This window comes from Arthrobacter hankyongi, from assembly GCF_022012395.1.
Classification (GTDB): Bacteria; Actinomycetota; Actinomycetes; order Actinomycetales; family Micrococcaceae; genus Crystallibacter; species Crystallibacter hankyongi.
Genome location: NZ_JAKLTQ010000002.1, coordinates 167,530 through 181,571, shown reverse-complemented (window position 1 = coordinate 181,571; position 14,042 = coordinate 167,530). Strand labels below are relative to the sequence as shown.

Genomic DNA, 14,042 nt, shown 5'->3' with positions numbered 1-14,042 from the left:
CAAACCAGACTTGGTTGGTCAGCAGGCACGGAGTGCCGTGCGGGCGAGGCCCTTAGTGATCTCGGATTCGCTGTTACCGCGTCGCTACGCGCCCCGATTCGGTCATCGGCGCGCCGAGGGACGCACGGAATGAAGGGAGGTCGTTAACGATGTGCAATGGTTCGAGACGGGAAATCTGCTCCCAGTTCTCCGCGATGAGCTCCGGTGTCAGGTCCTCGATGTGGATGCCGTCCCCGGATGCCAGGACGAATCGCCGCACGTGCCCGTGGCCTGCATAGATCATCTCCCCGTTGAGTGAACACTCGTCACTCATGAGGTAGGTGACGACAGGGGCGACCAACGCCGGCGAAGAGCGACGACGCGCCTCTTCCGACGGCTCCGCGGCACCACCGAACTGTTCCCGGGCGAAGGCCTGCATTCGAGTCTCCGCACCGGGCATGAGCAGGTTCACCCGCACCCCTTCTGCATCGCCCACTGTCGCCAGAGCGCGGGAGAAAGCAAACACGGCCCCCTTCGCGATGCTATAGGCCATCGAGACGGGGGCACCGAAGATTCCGGAGGACGTGGTGTTGACGACGGACCCTCCGCTGCGCACGAGTTCGGGCCACAGTGTTTGCGTCACGCGCACAGTGCCGAACACGTGGACATCGAACTGGCGTTGGATCTCGGCAAGAGACATCTCCGCGAATGCCACATGGGAGAGGATTCCCGCATTATTGACCAGACCGTCGACGCGACCCCCCAGGTCCAGTGCGGCCTGCAGCAGTGCCTGCGCGCCATCGGCCTCGCGTATGTCTGCCGCGCAGGCAACTGCACAGCCGCCTGCGGCAGTGATCGCCTCGGCGACTTCCTGCGCCGGATCTGAACTCACCCCCGAGCCGTCGATGTCCACTCCCAAGTCACCGATCACGACCGCCGCACCTCGTGCAGCCAGCAGTTCGGCGTGGGCTCGGCCGATGCCTCGCCCTGCGCCGGTTACAACGATGACCTTGCCATCAAGTCGAATCACTTGTGCCTCCTACGTTGGCTGTCCACCAATAATAGAGTTATCAATAATTTATCGCTAGGGTATATCTGTGGCGCCGCGGCTAGGAACTGGCCATGGCCGCCGCTCCGGGGAAGCCCTTCAGCTGATGTCTGCGTCACTGAGGCCACTGCGAGGAGGGCGTGGGAGTGCAACCTCCAACGAGCGCAGGACCTCCTGCGGGGAAGGATGCCAACCGTCACCGCGCCGAACGGGTAGGCAAGAGCGGCCCGCCGGGGTATGTATAAAGGGCAAAAGTGCTTCACGCTTGATGGCGAAATCCCTGCCCGGATGTGTAGTCATGCCCGCCTTGTGGCAGCACCGGCCAGCAGGAGTACCCACCCGGTGCAGGTTTTTGGCCGCTTCTCCACCGCCCGGTCTCCACGGTACCCGGTCCCTGCCAGCCCGCCCGCCCTGGGTCCCGCGGCCGGCGGGCATCGGCAGCATTCCGGCGTTCCTACCTGAAATTCGGCCGGCGGCGCTCGGCGAACGCCGCCATGCCCTCCCTGACTTCCTTCGAGCGGAAGCTCAACGACTGGGCGACGGCCTCGGCCTCGATGGCCTGCACAAAGGTAGAGGACGCCGCGTTGTTGAGCAGGCCCTTGATCGTCGAGATGGCGCGCGGTGGGCCGTCGGCCAGCCGCACGGCCCAGTCACGGCATAGGCCGTCGAGTTCGGACAGCGGAACGGTCCTGTTCACCAGCCCCAGCCGCTGGGCCTCGGCCGCTTCGATGCGCTGGCCAAAGAACAGGATTTCCTTGGCCTTGGCCATACCCACCAGGCGCGGCAGCAGCCAGGATCCTCCGCCGTCGACGCTGAGTCCGCGCTCGGTGAAAACCTCGGCGAAGACCGCATTTTCGGAGGCCAGCACCAGATCGCAGCACAGGGCGAAGTTTGCGCCGAATCCCACCGCGGGTCCGTTCACCTTGGCGATCGTCGGCTTCGGCAGGTTGTAGATGGCCGTGCACAGCGCCGCGACGCGGCGCATGAACGTCAGCTCGTCGGGTTTTACGGGTGCACCCAGGTCCATGCCGGAGCAGAATGCATCCCCGGCCCCGGTCAGCACCAGGACCCGGTCCGCCGGATTCTGCGCGACGGCATGGACTTCATCGATCAACGCTTCCACCAGTTCCCCGGTCAGCCCGTTCTTGCGTGATGGACGGTTGAGTTCGACGACGACGACGCCGGCGTCCCGCCGGACGAGGACGACGGGGTCGATGTCCGTCTCCTCGGCCGGCGGCCGGCCCGCGGCGGTCGCGGACGGTGCCTCCCCGGTCACAGCCCGGCCGCCTTCGCGAGCCGTTCACGGTGGCTGTCCGGGCTACCCAGCAGCTGCTGCGTGGATTTGGCCCGGCGGAAATACAGGTGCGCGTCGTGCTCCCAGGTGAACCCGATGCCGCCTACCACGTGCAGGCCCTCGTCTGCCACGTGCATGTACGAGTCGGAGCACAGCGCCTTGGCCAGGCTGGCTTCCCGCAGCAGCGCGAGCCGGGTGTCCTCCCCGCGGTCCTCCCAGTGTTCGTCGGCGGCATCGACCGCCGTAGCCAGCGCCGAACGCGCCATTTCGACGTCGAGCAGCAGATCGACCAGCTTGCTGCTGATCTGTTGGAAGCTGCCGATCTTCTGGTCGAACTGGACGCGTTGCTTGGCGTACTCCACCGCAGTGTCCAGCACCCTTTGGGCGCCGCCGACCTGCTCCGCGGCCAGCAGCACGGATCCGACGTCCCAGGCCAGATCCGCCGCCGCCCTCCCGCCGCCGGAAGCTCCGGTCTGCTCGGCGCGGGCTCCGTCCAGCACCACTTCGGCAATTCCGCGGGTCAGATCCAAAGTCCTGAGGGGGCGCCGTTGAACGCCGGACGCGTCCGCCTCCACGGCAAAGAGCGTGACGCCGTCACCCGTCTCGGCGGTCACCAGGAGCACGTCGGCACCCGCCCCCTCGATCACCACCCCGGAGCGCCCGGAGACCAGCCACCCGCCGCCGGCCCGCGGGACCGCAACGAACCGGTGGTCATCGGGCAGGCCGCAGCGGGCATCGGCCAGAGCAACCGTCGCCTCCCCGCGGGCGATGCGGCCCAGCAGCGTCGCAGCCGCTTCCCCACCCGAAGCGACCAGGGCCGACGTCGCCAGCGCCACCGTAGCGAACAGGGGAACCGGGGCCAGCGCTGCGCCAAGTTCTTCGAAAACGATGGCCGCGTCGGCCAGCTGCCCGCCGGCACCGCCGCATCCGATCGGCACCAGCAGCTCCGCGAGCCCGAGCTGGCGGTTCAGATCCTCCAGCAGGCTGGCGTCGAACCATTTCCCGGACGGTTGTTCAGCCAGGAATCCGCGCGGCCCGGGATGGCGCTGCAGGGATTTGCGGACGGCCTCGCGCAGCTCGAGGCGTTCAGGGGTGGGCACCAAAGCCGTCATGGTCATTCCTTCCGTTCGGCGGTGCGGGATTCTGCCGTGATGCTGCCGAGGCTCATGCCCCGGTTTTCGCCTTCGTCGGGTTGGCCGTCCAGCCGTTGCCCTGCGGGATGCCGATCTCATCCACGGCATCCCGCAGGGCCTCAACGGTCCAGCGCCCGTCAGTGGTCAGTTTCCACTGGTCGTCGCGCTCCCAGGGCTTGACTCGCTGGACGCGGCTGCCGCCTACGATGAATGCCTCACCGCTGAGCTCGCAGTCAGGCGAGCTCAGGTAAGCCACGAACGGGGAAACGTTGGCCGGATCCCAGCGGTCGAACGAACCGTCACCCTTGGCCGAGACGGCGTCGCCGAACGTTGCCGCGGTAAGCCGCGTGCGGGCCTGCGGCAGGATCGCATTGACCCGGACACCGTAGCGCTCCAGTTCCTTGGCGGCGACCTGGGTGAGCGTGGCGACGGCACCCTTCGCCGCGGCGTAGTTGGCCTGTCCGGGGTTCCCGAAGACACCCGATTCGCTGGACGTGTTCACCACGGCGGCCTGCCGCTGGCGGCCGGCCTTGCTTTCCTCGCGCCAATACCTGGCTGCGGCCCGGGTCGTCAGGAAGGTGCCGCGGAGGTTGACCTTCACCACCGCATCCCAGTCCCCCTCCTCGAGGTTGACCAGGACCCTGTCGCGGAGGATGCCGGCGTTGTTGACCAGGATGTCGAGTCCGCCGAATGCCTCCAGGGCGGTGTCGACGACGCGCTGGGCGCCGTCGGCGGTGGCGATGTCGTCGCCGTTGGCGACGGCCGAACCGCCGGCCGCCTTGATCTCCGCAACCACTTCCTCCGCGGGCGTCGCCGTGGCGCCGGTCCCGTCGGAGGCACCGCCGAGGTCATTCACGACGACCTTCACACCTTCCTTGGCGAGCAAAAGAGCGTGCTCCCGGCCCAAGCCTCGCCCGGCGCCGGTTACAACTGCAACGAGTCCTTCAAGTGACATTGTCTGCTCCTACCTTGATATGGGTCCGCGCCGTCCGTAGCCGGGGGGATCCGGTTTGATGATCGATTGGTGAAAAGTTCCGCGGGGCGGCCCGTGCCCTACTTGACCGGCAGGCCGAGAACCCGCTTGGCGATAATGTTCCGCTGCACCTCGTCGGTTCCCCCGCCGAGGCGCATGCCCGGTGTGCCCAGGACGTACTCGGTCCACCCGAAGGTCTCGGCAGCCCCGGTATCGGCCACGAGCCGAGGCCCGAGGGCGTCCGACACCAGATCGGCGAGCGCCGCGAGGTTGGCCACCAGCGCCAGTTTCGACAGGGACATCTCCGGGCCCGGAGGCCTGCCCGCCTTCACACCGGCTTCGGCGCGGGCGCGCATCGTCTTGGCCGCCGACACGCCGGTGTGCACGCGTGCGTAGGCCTGGCGGACCAGAGGGTCCTCCGAACGGCCGATCTCGCGGAGCCATTGGGCGAGCGTGTCCATCCGAAACAGACCGCTGCCGCCGCCAACCCCGCCGCCGATCGCGCTGCGCTCATACATCAGGGTCGCCATGGCCACGCCCCAGCCCTCGTCCACCTCGCCCAAGCGGTGGCTGTCGGGGATCCTGACCCCGTCCAGGAAGACCTCATTGAAATCCGCACCGCCGGTCATCTGGCGCAGCGGACGCACCTCGACCCCCGGCGCATGCATGTCGACGAGGAACGCCGTGAGATTGCGGTGGCGCGGTCCCGTCGAGGTGCGTGCCAGCAACAGTCCGACGTCGGAATAGTGCGCCCCCGACGTCCAGACCTTCTGGCCGTCGACGACCCACCCATCGCTGTCCCGAACGGCCTTCGTCGCTACGGCCGCGAGGTCGGACCCGGCACCGGGTTCGCTGAAGAGCTGGCAGCCGATGGCGTCGCCACGGTACAGAGCCTCGGCCCACCGCCCCTTGGCCTCGGCGGTGCCGAACTGCACCAGGGTTGGTGCGACCATGCCGAGGCTGACTCCGAGGGCAGACTTCTGCGGCGTGCTGTATCGACGCTCCACCTGCAGGTAGGCGCCGACATAGCGCGACGGCAGGCCGCGTCCCCCCTCCTCAACAGGTCCATCGATCCAGCCGAAGCCGGCGTCGAAAACCGTCCGCTGCCATGCCCGCGCCGCATCGGCGTCGGCCACGGTGGAACCCCGGAACAGGGACAGTTGACGCTCGCCGGCGGACGAGGCCGCCTCGGTGCGCGGCTCTGCCACGCGATCGAGGAATGCCGCCGCCTCGGCCTTGAATTCATCCAGCGATGGTGCCGTAGTGGCTGGGCTGACCGACATCCGAATTCCTTCCGCCTGCTCCCCGATAACCGGACATGGGATATGCCGGAGACCTGGAGCAAATGCTCTATGACTGGACTATTTATAAATAATCTAACACTAGAGTAAGTTGCGCTGTCCACCCCTTCCGGCGGACATTTTCCGACCGTTCGCAGCGGTCCTGGAGGCTAGATCCGCTCGATGACCGTCGCCGTCGCCATCCCGCCGCCGGTGCACATGGCCACCAGCCCGGTACTGAGATCACGGCGTTCCAGTTCGTCCAGGACGGTCTGCAGGAGGATTATGCCGGTGGCGCCGATGGGATGCCCCAGGGCGATCGCTCCCCCGTTGACATTCATGCGGTCCTCATCCACACCCAGGTCACGGGCGAACTTCATCGGCACGGCAGCAAACGCCTCATTGATTTCCCACAGGTCGATGTCGGAAACCTGCATTCCCGCCTTCGCCAGCGCAGCCTCGGCCGCGGGACCGGGGGCGGTGAGCATGATGACCGGCTCGGCGCCGGCAACCGCCCCGCTGACCACGCGGGCCCGGGGCGTCAACCCGTGGGCCTTGGAAAAACTAGGGGAAGCCAGCAGCATCGACGCAGCCCCGTCCACCACTCCGGAGGAGTTCCCAGCATGGTGGACGTGGTCAATGGCCTCCACCTGCGGATAGACAGAACGGGCCATCTCGTCGTAACTGCGCCCGTCCGGATCGCGGGGCTTGGCTCCGGCACGCAGGAACGAAGGCGCCAGCGCGGCCAGCGATTCCACGGTCGTCCCGGGGCGTGGATGCTCTTCCCGGTCCAGGACTACCCGTCCTTCGGCACCCACGACCGGCACCAAGCTCCGGTCGAACCGCCCCGAGGCCATCGCCTTCTCGGCCCGCTGCTGGCTCCGCTCCGCGAAGGCATCGACGTCGGCCCGGCCAAAGCCTTCAAGCGTCGCAATCAGATCGGCCGAAATTCCCTGGGGAACCAGTGGATACCGACGGTGCAGTGCGGCATTCCCGCCACCCATGGGCGCATTCATGGCCGCGTCATAACGGGACATGGACTCGACCCCGCCCGCCACGACGGCCTCCTGCCAGCCCGAACCGATCCCCATCGCGGCATTCATAAACGCCTGCTGGCCCGAGCCACAGAACCGGTTCAGCGTCACACCCGGCACACCCACAGGCCATCCGGCAGCCAGCACCGACCACCGGGCGATGTCGTTCGAGTGGTCGCCCGAATTACTGCCGTTGCCCACCACGACGTCCTCGACCAGCGCCGGATCGATGCCCGTCCGGTCCGCCAGCCCCCTGAGGGTCTGGGCCAGCAGTTCCTGGGGGTGCAGACCATGCAGCGCCCCGGTCGGCTTTCCCTTGCCCCGGGGTGTACGCACCCCGTCGATGATCCATGCTTCGCCCATGCTCGGTCTCCTTATCAGACATCCGGAACTGTGAATTTAGTCTTAAACTCAACAATAGAACAAGCAAGTACATGCTGGACAGGGCCGGCCGTCACGATTATTGTCGCGTCATATACTTTTTTTAACTCGATTATTGTTTCCAGCGCGATCGAAGCCTGTTGCCAGCGGTGCCTCCGGCCCGCTGTGACGGACAAGGAGATACCCGTGCGTTTGTCAGCATCGGACGAGTCATTCACCCACCAGGTACCGCTCCCGCACGCGATGGTCGGTTCGAGCGACCCGAGTTGGCGGGAACGGTTTTGGATCAGCATGCAGGACACCCACAACAAGGACGCCGTCTTGTCCTGCGGGTTCGGCCAGTACCCCAACCAGGACGTCCAAGAGGCCTTTGTGGTCTACGCCCAGGGCGGCCGCCAGCACAACCTGCGGCTCTCACGGACGCTTTCCACTGATCCAGAGCATTTGCGCGTCGGGCCGTTCTCGATCGAGGTCGTCCGCCCCTATCAGGAACTCCGGCTGGTGTTGGAAGACAACCCCTCCGGGCTGGCCTTCGACCTGAGATGGCTGGGCACCATGGAGCCGATCCTTGAGGAACCGCATCTGGAAGTGCACCGCAACCGTGTCACGCACGACGCCATCCGCTACGTCCAGGTGGGCCGGGTGGAAGGCGGTCTTTCGACGCCCTTGGGACAGCACGCGCTGCGGCCTGATGCCTGGTGGGGCGAGCGGGACCATTCCTGGGGGACGCGCCCGCTTCCGCGCAGCGCCGGATCCCCGCCGGGAGTTCGCCCCAACTGGCGCATGCTCTTCTTCTGCCCGGTGCAGTTCGAGGACTTCAGCCTGCATTTGTACCTGTACGAGGATGCTGCAGGCCGCGAACTGCACCTGACCGCGGGATTCTCCGGGCCGCTCGGTTCGATGGCGGAGCCCCCGTTCGGCCGCGTTGTCGCCGTCGGACACGATCTGCGCTGGGCAGCGGACGCCCCGGCGGCGACACTGGAGTCCGGGACGGTCACGCTGACCCTGGAGGACGGCACCTCGATGGACCTGGAGATCACCGCGCACCCCGGCCGCGCCTGCCTGCGCGGCGGGGGCTATGAAGGCTGGAACGGCTGGCTTCAGGGCCATTGGAAGGGCGACGACACCCTGGAACACGAGGTGTGGGACCTGACCGATGCGTCGAACTTTTACCGCTATGCCAAGGCCGGCAGCGACCACCTCATCGAAGTCAGGCACGGGGGACGCACCGGCTACGGCGTCATGGAGTACATCGTCCTGCCCGGCTATCACCGCTACCGGGAAGCGACTGCGGACCGCCGCGCGGAAAAGGTGTCGCCATGACGAGGATGGCACCGAGCGTGGAGACCCCCGTCCCGCTGCAGGGGCGCATTGCCGATTTCATCGGCGCCCGGGTCGACGGCGGTGCGGTCGAGGTCTCCGGACTGCACCGCGTGGGCGGAGGCAGTTCGCGGGAGAATTGGCCGTTCGACGCCCTGTGGGGCAACGGGGGCTCGCGCCGCAGTCATGCCCTGCTGCTGCGCCGCGATCCCCAGGATTCCGTTGTCAGTTCCGACAGGGACGTCGAGTTCAATCTGCTCGGGGCCTTGGAATCCACGCCCGTGCCTGCCCCCAGGGCCCTGTGGATCGACGAGGCCGGCAATCACTTCGACCGCCCCAGCATGATCCTCGAACGTTGCCCCGGCTCTGCCGCCCGAAGCGTGCTGCGCGACAAGGACCCGCTCGGCTTGGGCCTGCCCGGGCAGGTCGGACTGGCGCAGGAACTGTGCCGGCTCCTGGTAACCGTACACCGCCTGGATGTCGGCGACGCGGGGCTCGACGGGATCCTGCAGCCGCCGCCGAACAACCCGGCGGAGGATCAGCTTCGGATGTGGCTCGCGGAGCTGGACCGGCAGGAAACGGCTCCGGAGCCGCAGCTGCGCATGGCGGCAACCTGGCTGGGCGACAACCTGCCGGATCCGCCCGAGCGTCTCGTGCTGGTTCACGGGGACTTCCGGCCGGCGAACGTGCTGGTCCACGAGGGGCGGATCGAAGCCTTGCTGGACTGGGAACTGGCCCGCCTCGGCGATCCGTTGGACGACCTCGGGTGGTACACGGCACCGCTATACCGCCAGGAGCACTTCATTCCCGGCTTTTGGGAAGCCTCCGATTTCCTGGCTTGCTACGAGCAGTTGGCAGGATTCGCCGTCGAACCCGCGGCGTTGAAGTTTTGGCAGGTCCTGGCCACCTTCCGGCTGGCCGTCATCGCCCTGACCTCCGTGCGCTCCTTCCGTGAAGGCACCGCAGACCGACCCACGGCGCCCGTCACCGGAATCGCCGCCCAGGCGCTGGCCGCCGCCATCAGCTGACAGCCACCGGACAACCATTACCCAGGAGCCCACCATGCAGCCCACCCCGGCGGAAGTCATCACCGGAATCCGGCGGATCCTCAAAGATGTCGTCGAGCCCAGCGTCGGATCCGACTATGCCCGCAACCGGCTCGCCGAAGTTCGTGCGGTGCTCGCCCAGATCGACTGGAACGATTCCCTGACCCATCTGGCCCGCGACAACAGCGCAGTCTCGGACTTTGCCGGGCAGGCGGCCGACTGGGTCAACGCGGCGCCCGAGCGCCGGGCGGCCTTCGCCGGCCTCCTGCCTGGACTCACCGAGGCACAGCGGCCAGCCGTCGATGTAGTGGAGCCCTTCGCCGTGCACAACGAACGCAGCGAGGCCTACTCACGACTCATGGTCTCCCTGACCGACTGCCTGGCCGCGTGGGTGCGCGAGCATCCAGCGGACGATGGCGCCGCGGAACTGCTGGACCGGATCCGCCGCCATTACGCCCGTCTAGGCTAGGCAGGTTCCGTCAAGCAGGCTGGATCCAGCGGGACTGCATCTCGGCTCCGTCCAGACACACACCAGCTGCCCCGCCCGGGCCGATTCCCGGGGCGGGCCCGAATAAGAAACAGACCCGGTTACGGCGGCGGCCTGGGCCGTCACCGTAACCGGGTCTCTTTGCGGAGCGCTAGGAACGAATACCCAGGACGCCGCAGACGGGGGCGTCCCAGTCCAGCATGCCGTCGGCCGCGAGGAGGTCGTCGGCCCGCATAGCGACGTCGGCGGGCAGCGGCGCCGCGCGGCGGGCAGAGAGGTCGAAGTGCAGGAACACCGCCTCGAGCGTGCTGGCCACAGCCTGCCGTTCCTGATCAACGAGGAAGGCCATCGTGTGCAGCACCTTCTCCGAACGGGCCAGCAGCCGCCCGTGCACGCTGAACCTCTCCCCCTCGAACAGCTCACTGAGGTAGGTGGAGTGGTTCGCCGCAGTGATCGGACACGAGCGACGCACCGCGGCGAATTCCTCGTCGAGTCCGATCCGTCGGCACAGCTCGAGCGCGGCCGCGAAGCCTTGGGCGAAGTGGTCCTGGACGGTCATATGCATGCGCGGCTCGTCCGGGTCCCGGGGGACCGTTCCGGTGAAGAGTGCCGGCAGCTGCATCACCTGCCCGTAGCTTGGCTGGATCATTTCTGGTTCCCCTCGTAGTCCGCCCGCGGGATCACGAAAAGTGCCGTTGCGCTCACCAGCGGAACCTCCGGGTCACTCTCAAGTGCAATGAACCCCTTCACGGTGGTCTTGCGGCCGTCCTCGGCATCGATCCGGGCCCGTATCTCAAGCGGCACCTGGATGGGCACCGCCTGGTGGTAGGACGTGTTCAAGTAGGCGGTGAACCCGCCGCGGCCGGCGCTCGTGGAGGCATAGGCGAGCACTTCGTCCAGCAGCAGCGCACTGATGCCGCCGTGCGTACGGCCGCGCGGCCCCTCGTACTGCCGGCCCAGCGTGATCCGCGAACGCACCCCCTCCTCCGTCGCTTCGACGTGCACGGGCGGGGCCACAGGGTTGCCTGCCCCGTGGCCAGCCGGGTAGAGGTGCGGAAGCAAGGGATCCTCACTCGAAGAGGCCGTCCCCAGCGGCCTGGCGAACCCGCGCAGGCCCTCGGCCAGCTGTCGGGTGCCTGCGATGGCCCGTTCGAGTTCCTCGGGCGGAGCCTCGGCGGCGCACGTCGCCGCGACGAGCCCGCGCACCGCATCACCGAGCTGTTCGATGAGCCGACGCCGGTCCACCTTCGCCGCAGGTGCGTCGTATGCCAGCGTGCCCACTGCTTCGGTTCCCACCTACCGGACCGCATCCGCCGCGGCGGACACGGCGAAGGTCGATCCGGCCTGTGCGCGCAGGGCGGGGCGGTCGACCTTTCCGCCGCCGAGGCGTGGCAGGTCGTCTGCAACGAACACCGCCTGCGGCCGCTTGTAGGAAGCAAGGCGCTCGCGGCACCAGGCGATCGCTTCCTCGTCCGTCACCACGGCACCATGGTGCAGGGTGATGAAGGCCACCGGGCTTTCGCCCCACTTCGGATGCGGAACTCCCACGACGGCCGCGGCCGAGATGCCGGGATGCGCCACCAGCACGTTCTCGATCTCAGCCGGATAGATGTTCTCGCCGCCGGAGATGATCATGTCCTTGACCCGGCTCTTAATGAACAAGAATCCGTCCTCGTCCAGGCTGCCGACGTCGCCGGTGCGGAGCCATCCATCGGCCGAAAGCACCTCTGCGGTCTTGGCCGGCTCGTTCCAATACCCGCTCATGCCGCCGGTGGTTCGGGTGACGATCTCGCCGTCGGCGTTGGCCGGGAGGTCTTCCCCGGTGTCCAGGTCCCGGATCGCGACCTCGACTCCCCCGACGGCGGTGCCGGCGGACAGCAGGCGCTGCTCGTCCAGGCCGGCGTCGATCATCGCCGGGGTAAGGATCTGGTTCGCCACGAGCCCTCCGGCCTCGCTCAGCCCGTAGAGGGTGACGAACGACGCCCCGAAGATCCTGGCTGCCTCGCGCAGGTGGGCATCCGGGATGGGGCTGCCGCCGCACTGGATCATGCTCAGCGTGGTAGTGTCCGTGGGATTGCGGCGGTACTCCTGGATAAGGAGGCCGAGGAGCGTGGAGACGACGCAAAGGTGCGTCACTCCGTAGGTTTCCACCGCCTGCAGGATGGAATCGGGCGCGGCCGCCGGCAGGAGTACCGACTCGCTGCCGGCAATGAACGCGGAGGCGAGCCAGGCGAAGCCACCGATGTGGAAGAGCGGGAGCACCTGGAGCAGGACCGAGTCGGCCGCGATGCCCTCGTCCTGCACCACGCCGGGCAGCACCGTGGAGAATGCCGAGTTCGGGAAAACCACGCCCTTGGGCGCGCCGGTGCTGCCCGAGGTGTACATGATGCACACCGGAAGCGCCGGGTCGTTCGACGGCTTTTCGATGGCTACCCCGGCGCCGGCGTTGCGCCATGCCGCGTAGCCGCCAGTGCCCAACTCGATGACCTGGGCCCCGACCCCGGCGTTCGCCTCGTCGAGCAGGGGGCGGAGGCCGGCGGAAGAGAACACCATGCGGGGCCCGAACGAGGCAAGGATCGCACCGAGCTCCGGGCCCGCAAGCCGCCAGTTGAGCGGTACGGCGATGGCGCCGGCCTTGACCGCGCCGACCGAGGCCTCCACCGCGTCGATGGTGTTGTGGTCGAGTATCCCGATGCGGTCGCCCTTCCGGACACCCTCCTTGACGAGCGCTCCGGCGATTTCGTCGGTCCGGCGGTTGAACTGTTCCCAAGTAATCGACACACCGCCGTCGGGCGCGCTCAACGCCTTGTCCAAGGGGCGTTCCTGCGCATGGCGCTCGATGAACTCGATGAAGGTGGTCATGTCTGTGTGCTCCTTATGCTTGGTGGGCCGGCCTTGCTTCAGTATGCGGTCCCGGTCACATCGATGGGTCGATGACGTTCTTGATCGTGTCGCCGGCGCGCATGCTGTCGATGGCGCGTTCGAGCTCGGTCAGCGGATATTTGCCGGTGACCAGATCTGCCAGTCCAAACCGATCGTGGTACCGTGCGGCCAGCTCGACGGTGCGCTGGATGCTGTTGGGCTTGAAGCCCAGGCTGCCGATGATGCTCAGTGAGCGGTTGTTGAGCAGATGCGGGTCGACCGGCACGGTGCCGCTGCCCGAATACAGTCCTTGGACCACATAACGCCCGTTGTGGTTGAGCAGCGGAATGGCCTCCGCAAAGGCCGACAGGTGCCCGGCGGCTTCGAAGACCACGTCGGCACCGTGTCCACCGGTGAGCTCGAGGATCGTCTCGCGGCGTTCCTCCGGCGTCGTCGTCTCGATCGAGAGCGTCGTCGTGGCCCCCAGGGTTTCGGCCGCCTTGAGCCGGTTGTCCGGCCCGCCGATGGTGATGACCTGGCGTGCCTGGCTGAGGCCGGCCAGCATCGTCGAGGCGAGGCCGACCGGCCCCGCGCCCTGGACCACCACGGTCTGGCCAGGCTCGATCATGCCGGCGCGCATGTTGCCGCCGAGAGCGGTCGGCATGGCGCAGCCGAAGGCGATGACCGCTTCCAGCGGAGTTCCCTCCGGTATGCGGTAGACGCCGACCTTGCTGTCCAGGGTGGCGTAGTCCTGGAACGCCGCGGCGTTGGGCTTGCCCGCTTCCGGTGGCCAAGTGGCGTTGGCGCAAATGGCCGGGTCCAGCTGGACGGAACAGTGGTAGCAGCGGCCGCAGCCCGACGGCGGAAACCAATAGACGCTGTCGCCGACGCTGAGTTCGACCCCGGCCCAGTCGCGCACGGTTCCCGCCCCGAGTTCCTCGACGGTGCCGACACCCTCGTGGCCGAAGGTGATCGGCGCCGCGGGGGCGGGCAGGTCGCCGCCAAGACGATGCGCGTCCGTCCCGCAGATGCCGGCCAATCCCACTTTCACGATCATGCCGCCGCCCGGAGGCGCCGGCAGCGATGATTCGTGGAATTCCACCGGCCGCCCCGGGGCAGTGAAGACGGCGCTTCTGTTTTTCAGAGTCATGGCAGGTCCTGTTCCTTTTGAAGCCGGGGTCCGTTGCGGGGGCCGGTTGGCGGAC

General features: G+C 67.5%; 13 protein-coding genes. 3 read left to right on the top strand and 10 right to left on the bottom strand.

What is annotated here, in order from left to right; translation table 11 throughout:
• Positions 1 to 73: 73 nt before the first annotated feature.
• The 6 genes from LVY72_RS04825 to LVY72_RS04800 all read right to left on the bottom strand — a co-directional run bounded on the left by LVY72_RS04825 (position 74) and on the right by LVY72_RS04800 (position 7,104).
• Entirely contained in the window at positions 74 to 1,009 is a 936-nt protein-coding gene (locus tag LVY72_RS04825) for an SDR family NAD(P)-dependent oxidoreductase (protein ID WP_237818342.1), read from the bottom strand.
• A gap of 472 nt (positions 1,010 to 1,481) precedes the next feature.
• Entirely contained in the window at positions 1,482 to 2,303 is an 822-nt protein-coding gene (locus LVY72_RS04820) for an enoyl-CoA hydratase/isomerase family protein (RefSeq protein WP_237818341.1), read from the bottom strand.
• The gene (locus LVY72_RS04815; RefSeq protein ID WP_237818340.1) at positions 2,300 to 3,433 is read right to left on the bottom strand and encodes an acyl-CoA dehydrogenase family protein; all 1,134 of its coding nucleotides are present in this window, start codon (positions 3,431 to 3,433) and stop codon (positions 2,300 to 2,302) included. The genes LVY72_RS04820 and LVY72_RS04815 overlap by 4 nt, the downstream gene beginning before the upstream one ends.
• Before the next feature lie 52 nt (positions 3,434 to 3,485).
• Positions 3,486 to 4,409: an SDR family oxidoreductase gene (locus LVY72_RS04810; RefSeq protein WP_237818339.1), complete on the bottom strand. Its 924-nt coding sequence runs from the start codon at positions 4,407 to 4,409 to the stop codon at positions 3,486 to 3,488.
• A gap of 98 nt (positions 4,410 to 4,507) precedes the next feature.
• Complete coding sequence (locus LVY72_RS04805) at positions 4,508 to 5,710, bottom strand: acyl-CoA dehydrogenase family protein (protein WP_237818338.1); 1,203 nt, start codon at positions 5,708 to 5,710, stop codon at positions 4,508 to 4,510.
• 167 nt (positions 5,711 to 5,877) lie between these two features.
• Positions 5,878 to 7,104, bottom strand: a complete 1,227-nt coding sequence (locus LVY72_RS04800; protein ID WP_237818337.1) for an acetyl-CoA C-acetyltransferase — start codon at positions 7,102 to 7,104, stop codon at positions 5,878 to 5,880.
• A gap of 204 nt (positions 7,105 to 7,308) precedes the next feature.
• Here LVY72_RS04800 and LVY72_RS04795 point away from each other — a divergent pair, with 204 nt between their 5' ends.
• The 3 genes from LVY72_RS04795 to LVY72_RS04785 are packed head-to-tail and all read left to right on the top strand — an operon-like array spanning position 7,309 to position 9,957.
• Positions 7,309 to 8,445, top strand: coding sequence for an Rv3169 family protein (locus LVY72_RS04795; protein WP_237818336.1), 1,137 nt, complete (start codon positions 7,309 to 7,311; stop codon positions 8,443 to 8,445).
• Positions 8,442 to 9,470, top strand: coding sequence for a phosphotransferase family protein (locus LVY72_RS04790; RefSeq protein ID WP_237818335.1), 1,029 nt, complete (start codon positions 8,442 to 8,444; stop codon positions 9,468 to 9,470). The genes LVY72_RS04795 and LVY72_RS04790 overlap by 4 nt, the downstream gene beginning before the upstream one ends.
• Positions 9,471 to 9,504: 34 nt before the next feature.
• Positions 9,505 to 9,957, top strand: coding sequence for a hypothetical protein (locus tag LVY72_RS04785; RefSeq protein WP_237818334.1), 453 nt, complete (start codon positions 9,505 to 9,507; stop codon positions 9,955 to 9,957).
• A gap of 169 nt (positions 9,958 to 10,126) precedes the next feature.
• Here the strand turns inward: LVY72_RS04785 and LVY72_RS04780 are convergent, their stop codons facing one another.
• From LVY72_RS04780 to LVY72_RS04765, 4 genes are read right to left on the bottom strand one after another with little or no spacing between them, the layout of a single operon-like run.
• The gene (locus tag LVY72_RS04780; RefSeq protein WP_237818333.1) at positions 10,127 to 10,624 is read right to left on the bottom strand and encodes a thioesterase family protein; all 498 of its coding nucleotides are present in this window, start codon (positions 10,622 to 10,624) and stop codon (positions 10,127 to 10,129) included.
• Entirely contained in the window at positions 10,621 to 11,271 is a 651-nt protein-coding gene (locus tag LVY72_RS24570) for a PaaI family thioesterase (protein WP_237818332.1), read from the bottom strand. The genes LVY72_RS04780 and LVY72_RS24570 overlap by 4 nt, the downstream gene beginning before the upstream one ends.
• The gene (locus LVY72_RS04770; protein ID WP_237818331.1) at positions 11,272 to 12,837 is read right to left on the bottom strand and encodes a class I adenylate-forming enzyme family protein; all 1,566 of its coding nucleotides are present in this window, start codon (positions 12,835 to 12,837) and stop codon (positions 11,272 to 11,274) included. It abuts the gene before it with no gap.
• A gap of 55 nt (positions 12,838 to 12,892) precedes the next feature.
• On the bottom strand, positions 12,893 to 13,987 hold the full coding sequence (locus LVY72_RS04765) for a zinc-binding dehydrogenase (RefSeq protein ID WP_237818330.1): 1,095 nt from the start codon (positions 13,985 to 13,987) through the stop codon (positions 12,893 to 12,895).
• Positions 13,988 to 14,042 lie beyond the last annotated feature (55 nt).

Coding starts and splice junctions, on each gene's coding strand:
- LVY72_RS04815 (WP_237818340.1), bottom strand. CDS start 3,433: ATGACGGCTTTGGTGCCCACCCCTGAACGCCTCGAGCTGCGCGAGGCC.
- LVY72_RS04810 (WP_237818339.1), bottom strand. CDS start 4,409: ATGTCACTTGAAGGACTCGTTGCAGTTGTAACCGGCGCCGGGCGAGGC.
- LVY72_RS04805 (WP_237818338.1), bottom strand. CDS start 5,710: ATGTCGGTCAGCCCAGCCACTACGGCACCATCGCTGGATGAATTCAAG.
- LVY72_RS04800 (WP_237818337.1), bottom strand. CDS start 7,104: ATGGGCGAAGCATGGATCATCGACGGGGTGCGTACACCCCGGGGCAAG.
- LVY72_RS04790 (WP_237818335.1), top strand. CDS start 8,442: ATGACGAGGATGGCACCGAGCGTGGAGACCCCCGTCCCGCTGCAGGGG.
- LVY72_RS04785 (WP_237818334.1), top strand. CDS start 9,505: ATGCAGCCCACCCCGGCGGAAGTCATCACCGGAATCCGGCGGATCCTC.
- LVY72_RS04780 (WP_237818333.1), bottom strand. CDS start 10,624: ATGATCCAGCCAAGCTACGGGCAGGTGATGCAGCTGCCGGCACTCTTC.
- LVY72_RS04770 (WP_237818331.1), bottom strand. CDS start 12,837: ATGACCACCTTCATCGAGTTCATCGAGCGCCATGCGCAGGAACGCCCC.
- LVY72_RS04765 (WP_237818330.1), bottom strand. CDS start 13,987: ATGACTCTGAAAAACAGAAGCGCCGTCTTCACTGCCCCGGGGCGGCCG.